Genomic DNA, 20,473 nt, shown 5'->3' with positions numbered 1-20,473 from the left:
GGCGCGCGCGGTCCCGGTCGCGGCCTGTGACCTGGCGCACAGGAATCCGGCGAACCGGGCGGGATGTCGATGCGGCCCGGTGCCCACCAACGGTCACGGCTAAACTTCCAGGCGAATCCCCAGCTTCGCGCTCCCGGCCCGAAAGGACCCCTGACGTGATCGGGTCAAGCGCGGAGGAGGCAGCGCGGCGTAACCACGTAGCGCGCCCGATCAGGTCGAAAGGACACCGACATGATCGGGTCAGGCGCGGAGGAGGTAGCGCGGCGTAACCACGTAGCGCTCCCGATCATGTCGAAAGGACCCAGATACCCCGTGACTTCGCAGGTCGACACCGTCAGCGCAGCCGCAGCAACCCCCGACGTGCCGCAACCCTATAAAGAGCTGGGTCTGAAGGACGACGAGTACGCCCGCATCAAGGACATTCTCGGCCGCCGGCCGACCGACGCCGAACTGGCGATGTACTCGGTGATGTGGAGCGAGCACTGCTCCTACAAGTCGTCGAAGGTGCACCTGCGTTACTTCGGCCAGACCACCACCGAGGAAATGCGGTCCTCGATGCTCGCAGGCATCGGCGAGAACGCGGGCGTCGTCGACATCGGCGACGGCTGGGCCGTCACCTTCAAGGTGGAGAGCCACAACCACCCGTCCTATGTCGAGCCGTATCAGGGCGCGGCGACCGGCGTCGGCGGCATCGTGCGCGACATCATGGCGATGGGTGCCCGGCCGATCGCGGTGATGGACCAGCTGCGCTTCGGCGCGGCGGACGCGGCCGACACCCGGCGCGTGGTCGACGGTGTGGTGCGCGGCGTTGGCGGCTACGGCAACTCGCTCGGCCTGCCGAACATCGGCGGCGAGACCGTGTTCGACCCGTCCTACCAAGGCAATCCGCTGGTGAACGCGCTGTGCGCGGGCGTGATGCGGGTCGAGGACCTGCACCTGGCGTTCGCCTCCGGCACTGGCAACAAGATCATTCTGTTCGGCGCGCGCACCGGCTTGGACGGCATCGGCGGTGTCTCCGTGCTCGCCTCGGATACCTTCTCCGGTGACGAGAGTGGCACCGGCCGCAAGAAGCTGCCCAGCGTGCAGGTGGGCGACCCGTTCACCGAGAAGGTGCTCATCGAGTGCTGTCTCGAGCTGTACGCGGCCAAGCTGGTGGTCGGCATCCAGGACCTCGGCGGTGCCGGGTTGTCCTGTGCCACTTCCGAACTCGCGGCCGCGGGCGACGGCGGCATGCACATCGACCTGGAAAAGGTGCCGATGCGGGCGACCGGGATGAACCCGGCCGAGGTGCTCTCCAGCGAATCGCAGGAGCGCATGTGCGCGGTGGTCACCCCGGAGAACGTGGACGCGTTCATGGCGGTGTGCCGCAAGTGGGACACCCTCGCCACGGTGATCGGCGAGGTCACCGACGGTGACCGCCTCGTCATCACCTGGCACGGCGAGACCGTGGTCGACGTGCCGCCGCGCACCGTCGCCCACGAGGGTCCGGTGTACGAGCGCCCGGTGCGGCGTCCGGACGAGCAGGACGCGCTGATCGCCGACAGCACCGACAAGCTGACCCGCCCGAAGACCGGCGACGAACTGCGCGCGACACTGCTGCGGATGCTGGCCAGCCCGCAACTGTGCAGCCGCAAATGGATCACCGAGCAGTACGACCGCTACGTGCGCGGCAACACGGTGCTCGCCGAGCACGCCGACGCGGGCGTCATCCGGATCGACGAGCAGACCGGGCTCGGCATCGCGCTGGCCACCGACGCGTCCGGCCGCTACACCAAGCTGGACCCGTACACCGGCGCGCAGCTCGCGCTGGCCGAGGCCTACCGCAATGTCGCCACCACCGGCGCCACCCCGAAGGCCGTCACCAACTGCCTCAACTTCGGCTCGCCCGAGGATCCCGGCGTGATGTGGCAGTTCCAGCAGGCGGTCCGCGGTCTCGCGGACGGCTGTGTCGCGCTTGGCATTCCGGTCACCGGCGGCAATGTCAGCTTCTACAACCAGACCGGACAGACCGCCATCCTGCCGACCCCGGTGGTCGGCGTGCTCGGCGTCATCGACGACGTGCACCGGCGCATCCCGACCGGACTCGGCCTGGAGCCGGGGGAGACGCTGATCCTGCTCGGCGACACCCGCGACGAGTTCGGCGGCTCCATCTGGTCCCAGGTGGTGCACGACCACCTCGGCGGCGTGCCGCCGGTGGTCGACTTCGCGCGCGAGCAGCTGCTCGCCGAGGTGCTCACCGCGGGTTCGCGCGACGGCATGATCAGTGCCGCGCACGACCTTTCGGAGGGCGGGCTGATCCAGACGGTCGTCGAGGCCGCGCTGGCCGGTGAAACCGGTTGCCGCGTCTTGCTTCCCGAGGACGCCGACCCGTTCGTCACGCTGTTCTCCGAGTCGGCGGGCCGCGTGCTCGTCGCGGTGCCGCGCTCGGAGGAGACCCGGTTCACCAAGATGTGCACCGCCCGCGGTCTGCCGTGGACGCGCATCGGCGTGGTCGACCAGGGCACGGATTCCATTGAGGTACAAGGGCAGTTCTCCGTCCCCATGGACGAGCTGCGTGCCGCGCACGAGGGCACGCTGCCGAAGTTGTTCGGGGCAAGCACGATTTGATGACGCGAGAGGCTGAAGCGGTCTCACTGCGTCTGGCCGGTGGTGCCGGCGAAATCGTCGGCACCGTCGAGCGTTTCTTCCGCCCGAACTATGTCGGGCTGGTCGTTGCCACGCTGTTCTTCTCGTTGTCGCTGACTCCTTCACTGCTGCCGCGGGATTGGCTGTTCGAAGGGCTCATCGGCGGGGTCAACGCGGCCATCGGCTACGGCGTCGGCTGCCTGCTGGAGTGGGCGTTCCGCAGCTGGGTCCGGCCGCGGTTACCCGCTTCCGTGACAAAGGTTTTCGCCGATCTGCCCACGTGGGTGCCCGGCTTGCTCAAAGTGGTCGTGGTGGTCGCCTGCTTGGTTGTCGCGATCGTGATGTTGATCCAGTCGGCGCGCTGGCAGCGCGAGATCACCGAGCTGATGGGCATGAAGGACATTACGACCACTGGATTCCTGCGCACCGGTGCGTTGAGCGCCGCGGTGATCGCGCTGGTGATCGGGGTGTTCCGCGCTGTGCGATGGCTGGTGCGCTGGGTGGCCGGCGAGCTGACCGAGCGGGTGCACATCCCGGGTAAGTTCGCGCTGCCCATCGGTTTTTTGATCGTCACCATCCTCGCCGTCACGTTGTTCAACGGTGTGCTGGCCAAAGGCTTTTTCGCGGTGGCGAATTCGGCGTTCAGCGTGCGCAACAGCCACACCTCAGCCAATGCCACGCAGCCGCAGCTCGCGGAACGGTCCGGCAGCCCGAACTCGCTGGCGAAGTGGGAGACGCTCGGCTCGGAGGGCCGCTGGTTCGTCTCCTATGTGCCGACCGCGGCCGATATCGCCAGGGTCACCGGCAAACCCGCGCGCGAGCCCATCCGGGTCTACACCGGACTGGAATCGGCCGACGGCCCCGAGGCGCAGGCCGAGCTGGCCGCCGCCGAGCTCGAGCGCACCGGTGCTTTCGATCGCAAAGCGCTGGTCGTGGTGACCGCGACGGGCACCGGCTGGGTCGACTCGACCAGCGCCGAATCCGTCGAGATGATGTACGGCGGCGACACCGCCATCGTCGCCACCCAGTACTCGTATCTGCCCAGCGTGCTGTCGTTCCTCTCGGACAAGGCGAAGGCGACGCGGATGGGAAAGCTGGTGTTCGACAAGGTGTATGAGCACTGGTCGGCGCGGCCGGCGGCGGCGCGCCCGAAGCTGCTCGTCTACGGCGAGAGCCTGGGCTCGCAAGGCTCGGAGGGCGCGTTCAACGGCCTGACCGACCTGCGCACCAAGGCCGACGGGGTGCTGTGGGTCGGGCCGCCCAACTCGAACCGGCTGTGGGGCGAGTTCGTCGCCCGCCGCGATCCCGGCTCACCCGAGGTGCTGCCGACCTACGCGGACGGACTGGTGGTGCGATTCGCCGACGGCCGCGGCGACCTGTGGCAGCCGTCGGGCACCTGGCTCACCCCGCGCATCGCCTATCTGCAGCACGCGTCCGATCCGGTGGTCTGGTGGTCGCCGGATCTGCTGTTCACCGAACCGGATTGGCTGCGCGAGCCGCGCGGGTCGGACGTGTCACCGACCATGGCGTGGTATCCGATCGTCACCTTCTGGCAGGTTGCCGCGGACCTGCCGAACGCGCAGGGCGTCACCGACGGGCACGGTCATCGCTACGGCACCTTGGTGCTCGACGCCTGGGCCGCGCTGGCCGAGCCGCCGGATTGGTCGGCGGATCTGTCGGATCGGATCCGAAATTACTTGGAGCAGTCCGCTGTTCGGGAGCGCTCACTCAAGTAGGACGCAGGCCTGGGCGGACCAGGACCCCTCGTGCACGAGGCCCGCCCAGGCGCGTCAGGACACGGTGTTGAACGGATCGTGCTCTGCGAGCAGCTTTTCCAACCGTGCCTGATCGATGCGACCGTGCACGGTCGCGGCCTCGTGCTGGTCACGCACCACCTTCGCCAAGGTGAAGGTGCTGGTCACCAGGAACAGCAGCGACATCGCGAGAAAGCCGCGCTGCCACATGTCCAGCGGGAGATAGCAGATGCCGACGCAGACCCCGAAGAAGCTGACGCCGAACGCGATCGCGGCTTGCGCGATGAAGGCCGAAGTGGTTTTCGACTGGGCGCTGGGAGTGCTCATGGGTAAGGATTTTGCCGACACGCGCACCCGCACAACCGTGTACAACTACTCGAGCAGTGTGGGTAATTGCCGGTCGCAGCGCAATTCGCCCGGTCCGGCGCTTTCCCGTGCTCTCGACTGTGATCTGCGTCGATGTGGGTGTGTAGCGGCCCGGGCAACGGCCCGTAAGCGGTATCCGACCGCCATACTGTTCGGGTGTTCGAGACCGCCTCCACCCTGACGAAGCTGCGTACGCGCGGCATCGTCATCGTGCGGCGCGCGGAAGACATCATCGATCTGAACTATGTCGGGCTGATCTTCGCGACCGTGTTCTTCGCGCTGTCGGTGACGCCGTCACTGCTGCCGCGTGACTGGCTGTTCCAGGGCCTGATCAGCGGGATCAATGCTGCGCTCGGCTACGGCGTCGGCTGTGTGCTCGAGTGGTTGTTCCGGCTGTGGGTGCGGCCGCGGCTGACGAAGATTCCGCCGCCGCCCACCTGGGTGCGCTACGCGGTGAAGTCCGCGATCCTGATCACCGCCGCGCTCAGTGCGGCGCTGATGCTGGTCCAGTCGGCCCGCTGGCAGCGTGAGATCACCGCGCTGATGGGGATGGCGGGCACCACCACGCCCGCCTACCTGCGCACCGGGTTGCTGAGTTTGTCCGTCGGGATGGCGGTGGTCGCGGTGTATCGGACGGTGCGCGAGATCATCCGGTTCCTGGCTCGGCTGCTCAACACGTGGGTGCGGGTGCCGCGCGAGTTGGCGCCCGCCGCCGGGTTTCTGGTGCTCGTGGTGCTGGCCGTGACCATCTTCAACGGCGTGGCCTCGCGGGCCTTCTTCGCCGTCGCGAACTCGGCGTTCAGCGTGCGTAACGATCGCACCTCGGCCAACGCGACCCAGCCGGTACAGCCCGAACGCTCCGGCAGCCCGGCCTCGCTGGCGAAGTGGGAGACCCTCGGCTACGAGGGGCGCTGGTTCGTATCGCACGGGCCGACCGCCGGCAAGATCAGTGAGGTGACCCGCACGCAGGCCCGCGAACCGATCCGCGCCTACGTGGGACTGGAATCGGCGAAGGCCGACCAGGATCCGGCGGAACTGGCCGCCGCGGAACTGGAGCGCACCGGCGCCTTCGACCGGAAGGTGCTGGTGGTGGTGACCACCACCGGAACCGGGTGGGTGAACGGCATGGCGGCCGCGGCCGTCGAGTACATGTATGGCGGCGACAGCGCGATCGTCGCCTCGCAGTATTCGTATTTACCCAGCGTGCTGTCCTTCCTCGCGGACCGCGGCAAGGCGACGACGGCGGGCCGAGCCATGTTCGACGCGGTCTACCGGCACTGGAGCGCGCGGCCACCGCAGCAGCGGCCGAAGCTGCTTGTGTACGGGGAGAGCCTGGGCTCGCAGGGTTCCGAGGCCGCCTTCGACGGGCTGGCGGATCTGCGCACCAAGGTGGACGGTGCGCTGTGGGTCGGGCCGCCGAACTCGAATCGACTATGGGAGCAGTTCGTTTCGCGGCGCGACCCAGGATCGCGGGAGATCGAGCCGGTATATGCCGACGGCCTGGTGGTGCGATTCGCCTCGGACAGTGCCGATCTCGCGCGCCCGTCCACCGAGTGGCGGCCGCCGCGGATCGCCTACCTGCAGCACGCGTCCGACCCGATCGTCTGGTGGTCGACGGATCTTATTTTCTCGCAACCGGATTGGCTGTCCGAGCCGCGCGGCGCGGATGTGTCCTCGCAGATGCGCTGGTGGCCGTTCGTCACCTTCTGGCAGGTCGCCGCGGACCTCACCAACGCGCAGGCCGTCACCGACGGGCACGGGCACCGCTACGGGAATCTCGTGCTCGACGGGTGGGCGGCCATTGCCGCGCCGCCGGATTGGAGCGCGGGGATGTCCGATCGGATCAGGACCGAGATCGAGGCCGCCGAGGATTTCGAGCGGAAGGAAAAATGATCAGATTCCCGGAAACCGTTGCTGCCGTTGGTATTCCATTGGCTTGGAGCAATTGGGTGTTGCCGGGGCTCGGGCTCGGCGTTCGGGGCAGGACCGCCGCCAATGCGGGATTCGCAACTGTTTACGCCATCGCCTTTCGTGGAGTGCCGAATTGGTGCTCTGCGAAGGGGTTTCGGTATGGCGCTGTATCGGTCTCGCTGGTTGCCGCCGGTTACGGTGTGGCCCTGGCGATTCCGTCGGTGCGGAAAGGGTTGCACGAGTTAGGTGGTCGCGGACCGGAGGTATCTCCCGCCGAATGGATCGCGGTGCATATCCCGATCGGCACCGTCTACAGCGAAGAGATGATTTTCCGTGCCACCCTGGACCCTTTGCTGGACAACACGTTCGGCTCTCGACTCGGATCGGTGCTCGGCGCACTGACCTTCGGCCTCTGGCATATTCACCCGGCTCACGCCGCGGGCGACAGCGTTCCGGTCGCGATCGCCGCCACGGCCGCGGGCGGCGTCGCCCTCGGTTGGCTGCGCCGTCGTACCGGAAGCGTCACCGCCCCGGCTCTGCTGCACCTGGTCGTCAATGTGGGTGGTGCCATCGCGCCACGCCTGGCGCGGCTTGTCGGGGCTGCCCGATCGTAATCTCGGCCCGGTCCGGCATGCCTGGATCAGTCGATTTGAAGGGCTGAGACCCCCTTTTATCAGGCAAAACAAGAAAATACGCCATGCGCGCTTGCGCACAACGTTCCGCTATGCGTACAGTGTTCGCAACAGGAGAACGGCGTACTCGCCGGTGGGATTCGAATCAGGAGAAGAACATGTCGAACAACGTGAGCTGGAGCGCCAAGGGCGACTGGAAGGTGCAGGGGAACTGGGGCAGCGCCGACTCGGCCGGCCGGAAGTTCTCGCCCGCGCACTGGCAGCAGCGGCTCGACGAACTCCGCGCGGCCAACCACGTGCCCGGCGCGTCGCTGGCCATCCTGGTCGACGGCAAAATCTACGAAATCGCCAGCGGCGTACTGCATCGCGGCACCGGCGTGCCGGTCACCACCGACTCGGTGTTCCTGTGCGGCTCGATCGCCAAGGTCTACACCGCCACGATGGTCATGCGCCTGGTCGACCAGGGCAGGCTCGATCTGGACACGCCCGTCGTCGACGTGCTGCCCGAGTTCGCGACGCCGGATGCGGAGGCCACCAAGGTGATCACGGTCCGCCAGCTGCTCAGCCACACCGGCGGCGTCACCAACGACTTCAACTTCGACGGCGGCCGCGGCGACGACTGCCTGGCCGAATACGTCCGGGCCGCAAGGGAAGTCGCGCTCGACTGCAAGCCGGGCACGGCGATCTCCTACGGCGGCCTCGGCTACATGGTGCTCGGCCGGGTGATCGAAGTGCTCACCGGCAAGACCTGGGACGCGGCCGTGCAAGACCTGCTCGCCACCCCGCTTGGCCTCGACCATCTGGTGACGCTGCCGGAGCAGGCGCTGAAATTCCGCACCGCGATGAGCCACCTCGGCGAGTCCGGACAGTACCCGGATCCGGCGCCGGAGTGGGACATCATGCCGCGCGCGGTCGCACCCGCGGCGCGGGTCATCACCACCGCGGGTGACATGGTGCGGTTCGCCAGGATGCACCTCGAGGGCGGCCGCGCCGCCGACGGAACGGCCGTGCTGTCGCCGGAAACCGTTGCGGCGATGCAGCAACGGGCCGTAGACGTGCCGGACAAGTGGACCGTCAGCGCGGACGGCTGGGGTCTTGGCTGGACCACCTACGACTGGAACGGCATCAAGGGCTTCGGCCACGACGGTGCCGCCATCGGGCAGTACGCCTACTTGCGCGCCATCCCCGAAGCCGGGGTCGTGGTCGCGTTGCTCACCAATGGTGGTGGCGCGCGCCAGCTTTACGCGGCACTGTTCCGCGAGTTGCTGGCCGAGCTGGCCGGGGTGCAGATGCCGGAGGCCTTCGCGCCCGCCGACCCGCCGGTCCAGGTGGACATCGATCCGTTCGTCGGCACCTACCGCCGCGCCGGTGTCGTCATCACGGTCAGCAAGCAGGACGACGGCTCGGCCCACATGCTCTACGAATTCGTCGACGACATGAAGGACATGTCCCCGCCGCTGAGCATGGACCTCACCCCGGTCTCGGCGACGGTCTTCGCGGCCTCCGGCGCGGGCCCCTCGTTCAGCGAGGACTACATGCCCGTCGTGTTCGCCACCCTCGCCGACGGCACCGAGGCCTGCTACGTCGGCATGCGGGCCACCCCGAAGGACGCGCCGACCGCCGACTGATCAGTGACGAGAACCGAAGGGCCGGGTTACCACCCGGCCCTTCGGCATGGGTTGAGGTGCCGGTGGTCGTCGCGCGATCGAGGCGAGCGGGTCCGGCGGAACGCAGAGGTGGGCGGCCGAGACCGGTAATCTCGGCGAGGTGGCGCGACAATCGGTGAGTCCGGCCGAACTTCGGTCGGCGGTGGATGCGGTGCGCGAATGGTTGCGCGACGAGTCGGTGGTCGCACCGGCGCGGACCGAGCTCGCGGCCGCTGTTCGCACGACCGCGCGCACGCTGGCGGCTTCGGCCCCTGGCCATTCGGTGGAGGTGCGCGTGCCCCCGTTCGTCGCGGTGCAGTGCGTCGAGGGCCCGCGACATACCAGAGGCACCCCGCCGAACGTCGTCGAAACCGACCCGCGCACCTGGCTCCTGCTGGCCACCGGCCTGCTGGACTTCGCCACCGCCCTCGACTCCGGTGCCCTCACCGCCTCCGGCAACCGGGCCGGCGAAGTCGCCCACTGGCTCCCCATCATCAGCTGACGCTCACGGGCTACCCGGCGGTTAGGCCGGGACCCTGCTGCTGCGGTGCAGTCCCTTGTAGTCGTAGAAGCGGGTGATGACGGCGCCGAAGACCAGGCCGATGGCAAGGCCGATCACGGCCATCCAGACACCGCGGGCCAGCCCCGCCTCGAAGCTGGCGTCGAAGTAGAGGATGGCGCGAATGCCGAGGAAGACCTGGTGCATCGGTTCGAAGGAGGCCAGCCAGCCGAAGTACTGCGGGGTCGCCTCGATCGGGACGGTGCCGCCGGAGGAGGGCAGCCCGAGAATGATGAACAGGATCAGGTTCACCAGCAGTCCCGCGGAACCGATGGCGGCGAGCGTGGACAGGCCGGTGACGCCGACGGCGATGATGGCGAGCGCGCTGTAGAGGAACAGGGCCAGCGGATGGTCGATCGGCATGTCCAGGATCTTGCCGACGGTGAGGAAGACCGCCGAGACGATGTTCGCGGTCACCACCATCACGCCCCACTTGATCAGCAGGGTGCGGAAACGGGAGATCGGTGTCGGCGGGTAGTGCACGAACCACGGCCCGTATTCGGTGGGGATGAAGCCGAGCTGCGCATCGATCATGGTGTGGATGACCATGGCGCCGACCACCCCGGCGAGCAGCAACAGCAGTGCGTAGAAGAACGCGCTCAGCCCTTGCCCGGTGCCGTCGGGCAACGGATGATACTGCTGGACAACAACTTTCACCGGATCGGCGAGTGCGACGCGGGCCGCGCCGGACAACTCGGGCGCGGGCGGCGCACCGGGTTGCGGTTTCAGCTGCTCGGTCACCTGGTCGGTGAGCTGCTTGCCGACCTGCTTGTTCACCTCGGTCAGCGCCTGATTGCCGACCCGCAGCACGATCTGGGTGCCGAACGCGCCGGTGCGCGGATTGGTCTGCACGGTGATGATCGGGCGTTCCATCTCGCCGGGAATCACGCTGCCGACGCCGAGGATGCCGAGACGCTTACTGAAATCGCTTGGGATGACGATCGAGCCGTAGACCTCGCCGGACTGCAGCTGCCGCTCGGCCTCGCTGATGCTGATCACCCGCAGGTCGACCTTGTCCGACGGCACGCCTTTTTCGAGCGCGTCGGTGATCTGCTTACCGAAATTCACCTGCTGCTGGCGGTCCGCCGTTTTGATGACATCGCCCACATCCTGGTTCACCAGCGCGATGGGGAAATCGTGCAGATTCTTCTCCGGATCGACGACGTAATCCAGATACATGATGCCGAGCAGCGCGGTCAGCAGGGTGAGTACCGCGATCGGAAACAGCACCATGCGAGCCCATGGCCTGCGCGGCGGCGGAGTTGCCCCGGTGGTCGATCCCGCCCCGCTGCCTGAATTCGCGCTGTCGGTAGTCGTCACGGCTCGCACCGTAACAGCTGCCGACCCGGAATTTCCCGGCTCGTGCGCCACGCCGATTGCTGCTCGTATGCGGTGGGGGTGATCGTGATCGAACATTCACCCGTAGACTGGACCATGCCCCCAGCCCGCCCGAACAGGGAGCAAACGGTGACCAAGGCCGAACTGCCGGTTGACGCTATTTCCGCCACCCCCGATCAGGTCGAGAACGAGCCACGCGAAGAGTGTGGCGTGTTCGGAGTCTGGGCGCCGAGCGAGGACGTGGCGAAGCTCACGTACTACGGCTTGTACGCGCTGCAACACCGCGGGCAGGAGGCGGCGGGCATCGCGGTATCCGACGGTTCGCAGATCTTGGTCTTCAAGGACCTCGGCTTGGTCAGCCAGGTATTCGATGAGCAGACGCTGGCCGCCATGCCTGGCCACATCGCGATCGGGCACTGCCGCTACTCCACCACCGGCGGAGTGACCTGGGAAAATGCCCAGCCGATCTTCCGGACCACCTCGGTGGGTTCCGGACTTGCCTTGGGCCACAACGGTAATCTGGTCAATACCGCCGAATTGGCCGGCCGGGCAAGGGAACTCGGGCTCATCGGCGCGACGGTGGCCAACGGCCGCCCGCAGCCGATCGCCGCGACCTCCGACTCCGACGTGATGACCGCCCTGCTGGCGCACGCCTCCGCGGATTCCAGCATCGAGCAGGCGGCGATGGAGTTGCTTCCGACGCTGAAGGGCGCGTTCTGCCTGACCTTCATGGACGAGCACACGCTCTACGCCGCGCGTGATCCGCACGGCGTTCGCCCGCTGTGCCTCGGCAGGCTGGACCGTGGCTGGGTTGTTGCCAGCGAAACCGCGGCGCTGGACATCGTCGGTGCCGCGTTCGTCCGGGAGATCGAGCCCGGCGAACTGCTGGCGATCGATGCCGACGGCGTCCGTTCGATGCGCTTCGCCAACCCCGAGCCCAAGGGCTGCGTCTTCGAATTCGTCTACCTGGCCAGGCCGGACAGCACCATCTCCGGCCGCTCGGTGCACGCCACCCGGGTGGAGATCGGCCGCCTGCTGGCCAAGGAGCATCCGGTCGACGCCGATCTGGTGATCCCGGTGCCCGAATCCGGCACCCCGGCCGCCGTCGGCTACGCGCAAGGATCGGGCGTGCCCTATGGCCAAGGCCTGATGAAGAACGCCTACGTCGGGCGCACCTTCATCCAGCCGAGCCAGACCATTCGCCAGCTCGGCATCCGGCTCAAGCTCAACCCGCTGCGCGAGGTCATCCGCGGCAAGCGGCTCATCGTGGTGGACGACTCGATCGTGCGCGGCAACACCCAGCGCGCGCTCATCCGCATGCTGCGTGAGGCCGGTGCGCTGGAGATCCACGTCCGGATCGCCTCGCCGCCGGTCAAGTGGCCGTGCTTCTACGGCATCGACTTCGCCTCGCCCGCCGAGTTGATCGCCAACGGCTCCGGTGCCGAGGGCAGCTTCGACGAGATGGTGGATGGCGTGCGCCGGTCGATCGGCGCGGACACCCTCGGCTATATCTCCACCGAGGGCATGATCGCCGCCACCGAGCAGCCGCGCTCGCGGCTGTGCTGCGCCTGCTTCGACGGCACCTACCCGATCGAGCTGCCCTCCGAGGCCGCCATCGGCAAGAACCTGCTCGAAGGCATGCTCACCGGCCAGCCGGAGGCATTGCTGTTGGGCGAGAACGCGAATGCGAGCGCACTGAGCCGTCCGTGACCCATCGGGCGGCCCGTCCGCCCGTCGAGTGACGGTAATCCCGACACTCAGCTGTCTCGATGCCCAGCACATCGCCGTCTCGTTTTCGAGCACATCGCTGTCTCGATTTCGAGCGGATTCACCCTCCTTGATGATCGCCGTTCAGCGCGCTCTGTCGTGTCCAAAACATGGCGTGCGCACGGCGGGTCGACTACGCGCGTCGCGGGCAACTGACCTGTTTTGTCCACTGGAGCGCCATGGCGTCCTCGGGACACCAGAATCGCCGATACGGTGCGTTCCTGGACATTCGTCCGGTGATCTGGCCCCTGCGGTGCGTTATATGCAACGCGCGCTTACGCCTCGGCAATTTTTTCTGTGAAAACGCAACGTGCCGGAAATGGTTCGTGGGTACGGTGCCCGTCAGATCGGAAGTTCATTGTGTCCACACCTGTCCTGCGATCCAGGACTATGCGGTGCGGCGCTCGAGAAGTGGGGCCCTGATGTTGGTTTCTAGAACACCTGGGGGCCGGACCCGGACGCGAGCCATCGCGGCCGTCGGCCTGGCGACGCTGGTTGCGTCTGCCTTGGCCGGCTGCGGTTCCGGCCGGACCGGTGATGCTGGTGGCGGTGGTGGCTTGATAGCCGGCACCACAGACAAAATCTTCTCGCTCGACCCGGCAGCCGCCTATGACAACGGCTCCCTGGTCGCGGAAACGCAGTTTTACCAGTACGTGCTGAACACCGCACCCGGCGACACGACGCCGAAGCCGGACGCCGCGGAGAAGTGCGACTTCACCTCACCCACGGTGTACAGCTGCACCATGAAGGCGGGCCTGAAGTTCGCCAATGGCAACCCGTTGACGGCCAAGAGCGTCAAGTTCTCGTTCGACCGGATGCTCAAGATCAACGACCCGAATGGTCCCGCTTCGCTGCTCGGCAACCTCGAGAAGACCGACGCGCCGGACGACCGCACGGTCAACTTCACCCTGAAGGTCGCCAACGACCAGACCTTCCCGGCGATTCTGCCGACCCAGGCCGGTCCGATCGTCGACGAGAAGGTCTACGCGCCGGACAAGGTGATGGCCGACGAGGACGTGGTGAAGAACAAGGGCTACTCCGGCCCGTACACCATCGCCAGCTATGACAAGAACAAGCTGGTCGAGTACACGGCGTACCCGGATTACAACGGCGTCCTCGGTACCCCGAAGACCAAGAACGTCTCCACCAAGTACTACGCGACCACCGACAACATGAAGCTCGAGCTGCAGAACGGATCGCTCGACGTCGGCTACCGCTCCTTCACGCCGACCGACATCGGCTCGCTGCGCGGCGACGGCAAGGTCGCGGTGCACGAGGGCCCCGGCGGTGAACTGCGCTACATCGTGTTCAACATGAACACCATGCCGGGCGGCACGCCGGAGCAGAAGCTGGCCGTGCGCAAGGCGCTCGCGTCGACCGTCGACCGCGCTGCGCTGGCCGAGGGCGTCTACAAGGGCACCTACACGCCCGCGTATTCGTCGGTGCCGCAGGGCGTGCTGAGCGCGGCCGAGCCGTACAAGGACATCTACGGCGCCGGACCGAGCAAGGAAAAGGCGACGAAGTTCCTCACCGACGCCGGTGTCGCCACCCCGGTCGAGCTGAACCTGCAGTACAACCCGGACCACTACGGTTCGAGCAGCTCCGAGGAATACGCGGCGCTCAAGTCGCAGCTGGAGGCCAGCGGCCTGTTCCGGGTGAACCTGCAGTCCACCGAATGGGTGAGCTATCAGCGTGAGCGCGCCCGCGACTCGTACCCGCTGTACCAATTCGGCTGGTTCCCGGACTTTCCGGACCCGGACAACTACCTGACTCCGTTCTTCGCGCCGAACAACTTCCTGCAGTCGCACTTCGAGAACCCGGGCATCACCGCCCAGCTGCTCGCGGAGACCACGACGACCGACAAGACCAAGCGGCTCGAGATCCTCAAGGGCCTCCAGACGGACCTGGCGCAGAACTTCGTGCCGATCCTGCCGCTGTTGTCCGGCAAGCAGATCGCCGTCTCCGGCAAGAACGTGCAGGGCGTTGACCAGACTCTCGACGCGTCCTTCAAGTTCCGTTACACGGTGCTGAGCAAGTGACATCCGGCGAAGCCGGGCCCGGGACGATAGCTGCTCCAGAAACGAAGCCAGCGCCGGCCCGGGCCCGGCGCTTCGGCGCGCCACGATTACGGAAGGGCGGGAGCGATTCTCGCCAGCTCGCACTGCTGCGCTATCTCGGCGTGCGACTGCTGTTGATCCCGGTGACCGCATGGATTCTGGCCACCGTGGTGTTCTTCCTGATGCGCGTGGCGGGCGACCCGATCAGCGCGGCCATGGGTGGGCGAATGACCCAGGAGCAGATCGAGATTCGCAAAACGGCGGCGGGGCTGAACCGGCCGATCCTGTCGCAGTACTGGGACTACATCTCCGGTCTGCTGCAAGGCGATTTCGGTAAGTCGCAGGACAATCGGCAGATCAGCGACGTGATCACCACCTACGGTGCCGCGTCGGCCGAGCTGATGTTCTGGGCGCTCATCGTGGCCTTCGCGGTCGGCATCCCGTTGGGCAGATACGCGGCTACACACCGTGATTCGCTGTCCGACACCGGTCTTCGGTTGTTCGCCATCCTGGCCTACGCGGCCCCGGTGTTCTTCGTCGGTCTGCTGCTCAAGCTGGTCTTCGCGGTGAAGCTGGGCTGGCTGCCGGTGGCGGGACGGGCCAGCACCAATGTCGAACTGCAACTGCAACACGTCTCGCCGAAGACCAACGTGATGTTGATCGACGGATTCCTCTACGGCGACACCGATTACATCATCGACGTGCTGAAACACGCTGTGCTGCCCGCGATCGCGCTCGGGCTGCTCACCGCGGGCATCTTCCTGCGGTTGGTGCGGATCAACCTGATCCAGACGCTGCGTTCGGATTACGTGGATGCTGCGCGGGCGCGCGGTCTTTCGCAACGGGTGGTCACCGGACGACACGCGTTCCGCAACGCGATGATTCCGATCGTCACCGTGATGGGCATGCAGATCGCCATGATGCTCGGCGGCGCGGTGCTGACCGAGACCACCTTCGAGTGGAAGGGCCTCGGTTACCAGCTCGCGCAGTACCTCTCGGCCCGTGACTTCGTCGCGGTGCAGGGCATCGTCGCGTTCATCGCGATCTTCGTCGCGCTGATGAGCTTCCTGGTGGATGCCCTGGTGGCACTGATCGACCCGAGGGTGAGGTTCTGATGACCGCACCGGAATTGTTGAACGATCCCGTGATCACGCCTGCTGTGCCGCCGTCGGCCCGGCGCGGCATACCCGGCCTTCGGCTGTTCTCGATGACCGCGGGACTGCAGCGCGCGACGCTGATCTTCGGTCTGAGCCTGGTCGCGCTCTTCGCCCTCGCGGCCATCTTCGCACCGCTGATCGCGCCCTACGGTTTCGCGCAAAGCGCCGCCGACGGCGTCGATTTCGTACGGCAGCAGGCTCCGTCCGCGGACCACTGGTTCGGTACCTCGGTGCGTGGCGAGGACGTTTTCTCCCGGGTGATCTGGGGTGCCCGCACCGCGCTGTTCGTCATCGTGATCTCGCTGGTGCTCTCGCTGTTCGTCGGCGTGCCGCTCGGCCTGCTCTCGGGTTACCTCGGCCGCTGGTTCGACCGGGTGCTCGTGCTGTTCATGGACGCGATGTACGCCTTCCCGACGCTGCTGCTGGCGATCGTGGTGTCCATCGTGGTCGCGGGTGGCCGGTCGACCAGTCTCGGCGGCGTGTTGTCCGCGGCGGTGGCCATCACGGCGGTCTTTGTGCCGCAATACTTTCGGGTGGTGCGCAACGCGACGGTTTCGGTGAAGAACGAGCCGTACGTGGACGCCGCCCGGGTCACCGGCGCGTCCACCACGCGAATCCTGTTCCGGCACATCTTCGCCAACGTCACCCAGTCGCTGCCGGTGATCGTCACCCTCAACGGCTCCGAGGCCATCCTCACTCTCGCCGGGCTCGGCTTCCTCGGGTTCGGCATCGAGCCGACCCAGGCCGCGGAGTGGGGTTACGACCTGAACAAGGCGTTGTCCGATGTCTCCAACGGCATTTGGTGGACCGGTATCTTCCCCGGTTTCGCCATCGTGCTCGTGGTGCTCGGCATGACGCTGGTGGGCGAGAGCCTCAACGAGGTGCTCAACCCGGTGCTGCGTACCCGGCGCGCGGTCGCCGCGGCGCCGGGCGACACGATCACCGTCGCCGGCGTCGAGGTCGCCGACCCGAACGAGCTCGACAGTGCGAGCGACACAGTCGAAGTCGAGTCCGTTGCGGCGAAACCCGTTGCGGGCGACGTCGATCTGGTCAAGGACCGCACGGCAGGGAAGGAGACACCATGAGTAAGGAAACAGTGGTCACCGACCGCAGCAAGCCTGCGCTGTCCATCGAATCGTTGTCGGTCACCTTCGCCACCGACGCCGGGCCCGTCTACGCGGTCACCGACGTCTCCTACGAGGTCTTCCCCGGCGAGGTGCTCGCCATCGTCGGCGAGTCCGGCTCGGGCAAATCGGTGAGTTCGCGCACCGCGATGGGCTTGTTGCCGCTGACCGCGCGGGTGCGTGGTCTGGTCACCCTCGGCACCGAGGCCATCACCTCGATGAACGAGCGACAGCTCACCGCGCTGCGCGGCGGCGCCATCTCGATGATCTTCCAGGAGCCTGGCCTCGCGCTCGACCCGCTGTTCACCGTCGGCTTCCAGATCGGCGAGGCGCTGCGCGCGCACTCGCAGATGAGCAAGAAGGACGCCAAGGCGCGCGCGATCGAACTGCTGCGCATGGTCGGCCTGCCCGACCCGGAGCATCGGGTGAACTACTACCCGCATCAGCTCTCCGGCGGGCAGAAGCAGCGCGTGGTGATCGCCATCGCCATCGCCTGCGAGCCGAAGGTGATCATCGCCGACGAACCGACCACGGCACTCGACGTGACGGTGCAGGCGGAAATCCTGGAGCTGCTGCGCGATCTGCGCGACCGGATCGGCAGCGCCATCGTGTTGATCACGCACAACATGGGCGTGGTGGCCGACCTGGCCGACCGCGTCGTGGTGATGCGCAACGGCGAGGTGGTCGAGCAGGCTCCGGTGGACGAACTGTTCGCCAGCCCGAAGGCCGACTACACCAGGGCGCTGCTCGCGGCCGTGCCGCACCTCGGCACCGAGCAGCTCGCGCACGGTCCGGCCGAGGAGATCGCCTCGGCCGCCGAGCCGGTGCTCGAGGTGTGCGATCTGGTCGTGGAGTTCCCCGGCTCGCTCGGGCGGCCGACGTTCCGCGCGGTCGACGACGTGAATCTCTGCATCGGGCCCGGCGAAACCCTGGGCCTGGTCGGTGAATCCGGTTCGGGCAAGTCGACCATCGGCCGCTGCGTCGCCGCGTTGCAACGTCCCACCTCGGGCGTGGTGAAGATCCGCGGGCAGGACATCGCGGGCATGTCGGGTCGCAAGATGCGCCCGATCCGGCGGCGCTTCGGGTTCGTGTTCCAGGACCCGGCCAGCTCGCTGAATCCGCGGCTCACCGTCGGCGAGTGCGTGGCGGAGCCACTGCTCGTGCACAAGATGGGCAGCGCGGCAGAGATCAAGGCGCGGGTGCGCAAACTGCTCGATGATGTGCAACTGCCCGCGGGCACCGAGCGCCGGTATCCGCACGAGCTGTCCGGTGGTCAGCGCCAGCGCGCGAGCCTGGCCAGGGCCCTGGTCCTCGACCCGGATCTGCTGGTCGCCGACGAGCCGACCAGCGCGCTCGACGTCTCCGTGCAGGCTGCGGTGCTGGAGCTGTTCGGGCAACTGCAGCGCGAATGCGGTTGGGCGTGCCTGTTCATCAGCCACGATCTCGCGGTGGTCGACCAGCTGGCGGACCGGATCGTGGTGCTGCGCAACGGCGCGGTCGTCGAGCAGGGCGATCGAGATCGCATCCTGCGCGCGCCGACCGAGGAGTACACGCAGCGTCTGGTGGCCGCGGTGCCGGTGCCCGACCCGGTGGAGCAGCGCCGACGGCGGGCCGAGACCGCCGCGTTGTTCGCGACGCCGATCGGATGACGCGACAAGTGATTTCGTAAAGGCATGGGTGACTCGTCGGGTACGTGCAGCACCCGACGAGTCACCTACCGCCGGTCCGGCCGTCAAGTCCCGCGACGCTTTCGACCGGCAAAATACCCGCCAGAGGCGGATTAGCGGCGGGACAGCTGCACTGTCGTTATCGGGTTCCGGTAGCGTGAGCAGGCATCTATCCGCCGATTCGGTTTGGAGCTCTCCCCGAAAATGACTGAACAGACCCCTACTGGTGGTGCCTCGTACGCAGCGGCAGGCGTGGATATCGAGGCAGGTGACCGCGCAGTCGAGTTGTTCGGGCCATTGGCGAAGAAGGCAAGCCGACCCGAGGTACAGGGCGGCCTCGGCGGGTTCGCCGGACTGTTCGCGCTGAAGGGCGGCTATCGCGAACCACTACTCGCCGCGTCCACCGACGGGGTCGGCACCAAGATCGCGGTCGCCCAGGCGATGGACAAGCACGACACCGTCGGCCTCGATCTGGTCGCGATGGTCGTCGACGATCTCGTCGTGTGCGGCGCCGAGCCGCTGTTCCTGCAGGACTACATCGCCATCGGCAAGGTCGTGCCGGAGAAGGTCGCCGAACTGGTCTCCGGCATCGCCGAGGGCTGTGTACGGGCGGGCTGCGCGCTGCTCGGCGGCGAGACGGCCGAACATCCCGGCCTGATGGACCCGGACGACTACGACCTGTCCGCGACCGGCGTCGGCGTGGTCGAGGCCGACGCGGTGCTCGGCCCGGACCGGGTGCGCCCCGGTGACGTGGTCATCGCGATGGGCTCCTCCGGCCTGCACTCCAACGGCTACAGCCTGGCCCGCAAGGTGCTGCTCGACATCGATCGGATGTCGCTCACCGGGCACGTCGAGGAGTTCGGCCGCACGCTCGGCGAGGAACTGCTCGAGCCGACCAGGATCTACGCCAAGGACTGCCTCGCGCTGATCGCCGAGACCGATGTGCGCACCTTCGCGCACGTCACCGGCGGCGGACTGGCCGCCAACCTGGGCCGGGTGCTGCCCGCGGGCATGGTGGCCGAGCTGGATCGCGGCACCTGGAACCCCGCTCCGGTGTTCAAGATGATCGCCCAGCGCGGCCGGGTCGAGCGGGTCGAGATGGAGAAGACGTTCAACATGGGCGTCGGCATGGTCGCCATCGTCGCCCCCGAGGACGTGGACCGGGCGCTTGCCGTGCTGACCGCGCGGCACATCGAGTGCTGGACCCTTGGCACCGTCAAGAAGGCCAAGGATTCCGACGCCCTGCGTGCCGTATTGGTGGGCGAACACCCGCGCTTCTGAGCCAACACAACACAGCCACCACGCCCGAGTTTTGCGAGGGCCGTTCGCGGCCCGTCTCGTGTCCGAGCGGCCGAAGCGCATGCGCCGTAGGCGCGAGTCTCGGCCGCTCGGACACGAGACACCCGGGGGCCGCGAACACGCAGCGCCGCAGGTGCTGCAAAGCAGACACCGGACACAAACCAGCGTCCCGCATCGCTCAGATGCGGGACGCTGGTGTGTTCTAAGCCTTTTCGGCGTTACCCGTCAACGCGCGGCAACGCGAGAAAGAGGAGGCACGCTGACCTCCCCTTTCGAACGTTGCTTCGAGTCAGCGGCGCCAGTCGTCGTAGTCGTCCTCTTCGAATTGAGATGAGGACTTGTCCGCGTCGTGCTCATCGGACAGCACACCACTCCGTTGGGAGTGGGGGCTTCCCGAAAGCTCGCGCTGAAGGCTCGCGAAATCGCTCGGCGGGCTGCTGTACTTCAGCTCGCGTGCGACTTTGGTCTGCTTTGCCTTAGCCCGGCCACGGCCCATGGCTGACCCCCTCGCGTCACTGCGGGGCGGCCTGGGGTTTGGTTGGCGGCCCCGTTCGAATTAATACTCTTCCTG

14 protein-coding genes and 1 pseudogene are annotated in these 20,473 nt (G+C 67.1%); 12 read left to right on the top strand and 3 right to left on the bottom strand.

What is annotated here, in order from left to right; all coding sequences use genetic code 11:
* Positions 1–312: 312 nt before the first annotated feature.
* Both purL and ACIA8C_RS15060 read left to right on the top strand, forming a co-directional pair.
* Entirely contained in the window at positions 313–2,607 is a 2,295-nt protein-coding gene (purL, locus tag ACIA8C_RS15065) for a phosphoribosylformylglycinamidine synthase subunit PurL (protein WP_397134856.1), read from the top strand.
* Positions 2,607–4,361 carry an alpha/beta hydrolase gene (locus tag ACIA8C_RS15060; RefSeq protein WP_397134855.1) on the top strand — a complete coding sequence of 585 codons (1,755 nt, stop codon included), beginning with the start codon at positions 2,607–2,609 and terminating at the stop codon, positions 4,359–4,361. The genes purL and ACIA8C_RS15060 overlap by 1 nt, the downstream gene beginning before the upstream one ends.
* 54 nt (positions 4,362–4,415) lie before the next feature.
* On the opposite strand, the gene ACIA8C_RS15055 is transcribed toward ACIA8C_RS15060, so the two are convergent.
* The gene (locus ACIA8C_RS15055; RefSeq protein ID WP_397134853.1) at positions 4,416–4,706 is read right to left on the bottom strand and encodes a YiaA/YiaB family inner membrane protein; all 291 of its coding nucleotides are present in this window, start codon (positions 4,704–4,706) and stop codon (positions 4,416–4,418) included.
* 195 nt (positions 4,707–4,901) lie between these two features.
* Here ACIA8C_RS15055 and ACIA8C_RS15050 point away from each other — a divergent pair, with 195 nt between their 5' ends.
* From ACIA8C_RS15050 to ACIA8C_RS15035, 4 genes are all read left to right on the top strand, one after another.
* Positions 4,902–6,638 (top strand): alpha/beta hydrolase, encoded by a 1,737-nt coding sequence (locus ACIA8C_RS15050; RefSeq protein ID WP_397134852.1) that lies wholly within the window; start codon positions 4,902–4,904, stop codon positions 6,636–6,638.
* A 305-nt stretch (positions 6,639–6,943) separates the two neighbouring features.
* The gene (locus ACIA8C_RS15045) at positions 6,944–7,270 is read left to right on the top strand and encodes a lysostaphin resistance A-like protein (protein WP_397134850.1); all 327 of its coding nucleotides are present in this window, start codon (positions 6,944–6,946) and stop codon (positions 7,268–7,270) included.
* 176 nt (positions 7,271–7,446) lie between these two features.
* Positions 7,447–8,916, top strand: coding sequence for a serine hydrolase domain-containing protein (locus ACIA8C_RS15040; protein WP_397134848.1), 1,470 nt, complete (start codon positions 7,447–7,449; stop codon positions 8,914–8,916).
* Positions 8,917–9,055: 139 nt separating this feature from the next.
* Entirely contained in the window at positions 9,056–9,436 is a 381-nt protein-coding gene (locus tag ACIA8C_RS15035; RefSeq protein WP_397134846.1) for a sterol carrier family protein, read from the top strand.
* Positions 9,437–9,457: 21 nt separating this feature from the next.
* Here ACIA8C_RS15035 and ACIA8C_RS15030 read toward each other — a convergent pair whose 3' ends face one another.
* Positions 9,458–10,726, bottom strand: a complete 1,269-nt coding sequence (locus tag ACIA8C_RS15030) for a YhgE/Pip domain-containing protein (protein WP_397135653.1) — start codon at positions 10,724–10,726, stop codon at positions 9,458–9,460.
* A 234-nt stretch (positions 10,727–10,960) separates the two neighbouring features.
* On the opposite strand from ACIA8C_RS15030, the gene purF reads away from it, so the two are divergent.
* From purF to purM, 6 genes and pseudogenes are all read left to right on the top strand, one after another.
* Positions 10,961–12,541: an amidophosphoribosyltransferase gene (gene purF / locus ACIA8C_RS15025; RefSeq protein ID WP_396995315.1), complete on the top strand. Its 1,581-nt coding sequence runs from the start codon at positions 10,961–10,963 to the stop codon at positions 12,539–12,541.
* 479 nt (positions 12,542–13,020) lie between these two features.
* Complete coding sequence (locus ACIA8C_RS15020) at positions 13,021–14,637, top strand: ABC transporter substrate-binding protein (protein ID WP_397134844.1); 1,617 nt, start codon at positions 13,021–13,023, stop codon at positions 14,635–14,637.
* A 122-nt stretch (positions 14,638–14,759) separates the two neighbouring features.
* Complete coding sequence (locus tag ACIA8C_RS15015) at positions 14,760–15,770, top strand: ABC transporter permease (RefSeq protein WP_397135651.1); 1,011 nt, start codon at positions 14,760–14,762, stop codon at positions 15,768–15,770.
* A gap of 92 nt (positions 15,771–15,862) precedes the next feature.
* Positions 15,863–16,723 (top strand): annotated as a pseudogene (locus tag ACIA8C_RS15010) (ABC transporter permease); the annotation flags it as partial.
* Between the two features lie 170 nt (positions 16,724–16,893).
* Positions 16,894–18,585 carry an ABC transporter ATP-binding protein gene (locus ACIA8C_RS15005; RefSeq protein ID WP_397134842.1) on the top strand — a complete coding sequence of 564 codons (1,692 nt, stop codon included), beginning with the start codon at positions 16,894–16,896 and terminating at the stop codon, positions 18,583–18,585.
* A gap of 222 nt (positions 18,586–18,807) precedes the next feature.
* A complete protein-coding gene (gene purM, locus ACIA8C_RS15000) occupies positions 18,808–19,884 on the top strand; it encodes a phosphoribosylformylglycinamidine cyclo-ligase (RefSeq protein WP_397134841.1) in 1,077 nt (358 codons plus the stop codon).
* 307 nt (positions 19,885–20,191) lie between these two features.
* Here purM and ACIA8C_RS14995 read toward each other — a convergent pair whose 3' ends face one another.
* A complete protein-coding gene (locus tag ACIA8C_RS14995; RefSeq protein ID WP_150403870.1) occupies positions 20,192–20,398 on the bottom strand; it encodes a DUF3073 domain-containing protein in 207 nt (68 codons plus the stop codon).
* Between the last annotated feature and the right edge of the window lie 75 nt (positions 20,399–20,473).

It is taken from the genome of Nocardia sp. NPDC051321 (genome assembly GCF_044455225.1).
Lineage (GTDB): Bacteria > Actinomycetota > Actinomycetes > Mycobacteriales > Mycobacteriaceae > Nocardia.
The sequence above is the reverse complement of the archived record's forward strand: the minus strand, read 5'-3'. Positions and strand labels throughout refer to the sequence as shown.

What these genes read in the sequence shown, in the direction of transcription:
- ACIA8C_RS15060 (WP_397134855.1), top strand. Translation starts at nt 2,607, where the DNA reads ATGACGCGAGAGGCTGAAGCGGTCTCACTGCGTCTGGCCGGTGGTGCC.
- ACIA8C_RS15020 (WP_397134844.1), top strand. Translation starts at nt 13,021, where the DNA reads ATGTTGGTTTCTAGAACACCTGGGGGCCGGACCCGGACGCGAGCCATC.
- ACIA8C_RS15040 (WP_397134848.1), top strand. Translation starts at nt 7,447, where the DNA reads ATGTCGAACAACGTGAGCTGGAGCGCCAAGGGCGACTGGAAGGTGCAG.
- ACIA8C_RS15055 (WP_397134853.1), bottom strand. Translation starts at nt 4,706, where the DNA reads ATGAGCACTCCCAGCGCCCAGTCGAAAACCACTTCGGCCTTCATCGCG.
- ACIA8C_RS15030 (WP_397135653.1), bottom strand. Translation starts at nt 10,726, where the DNA reads ATGGTGCTGTTTCCGATCGCGGTACTCACCCTGCTGACCGCGCTGCTC.
- ACIA8C_RS15005 (WP_397134842.1), top strand. Translation starts at nt 16,894, where the DNA reads ATGAGTAAGGAAACAGTGGTCACCGACCGCAGCAAGCCTGCGCTGTCC.
- purM (WP_397134841.1), top strand. Translation starts at nt 18,808, where the DNA reads ATGACTGAACAGACCCCTACTGGTGGTGCCTCGTACGCAGCGGCAGGC.
- ACIA8C_RS14995 (WP_150403870.1), bottom strand. Translation starts at nt 20,398, where the DNA reads ATGGGCCGTGGCCGGGCTAAGGCAAAGCAGACCAAAGTCGCACGCGAG.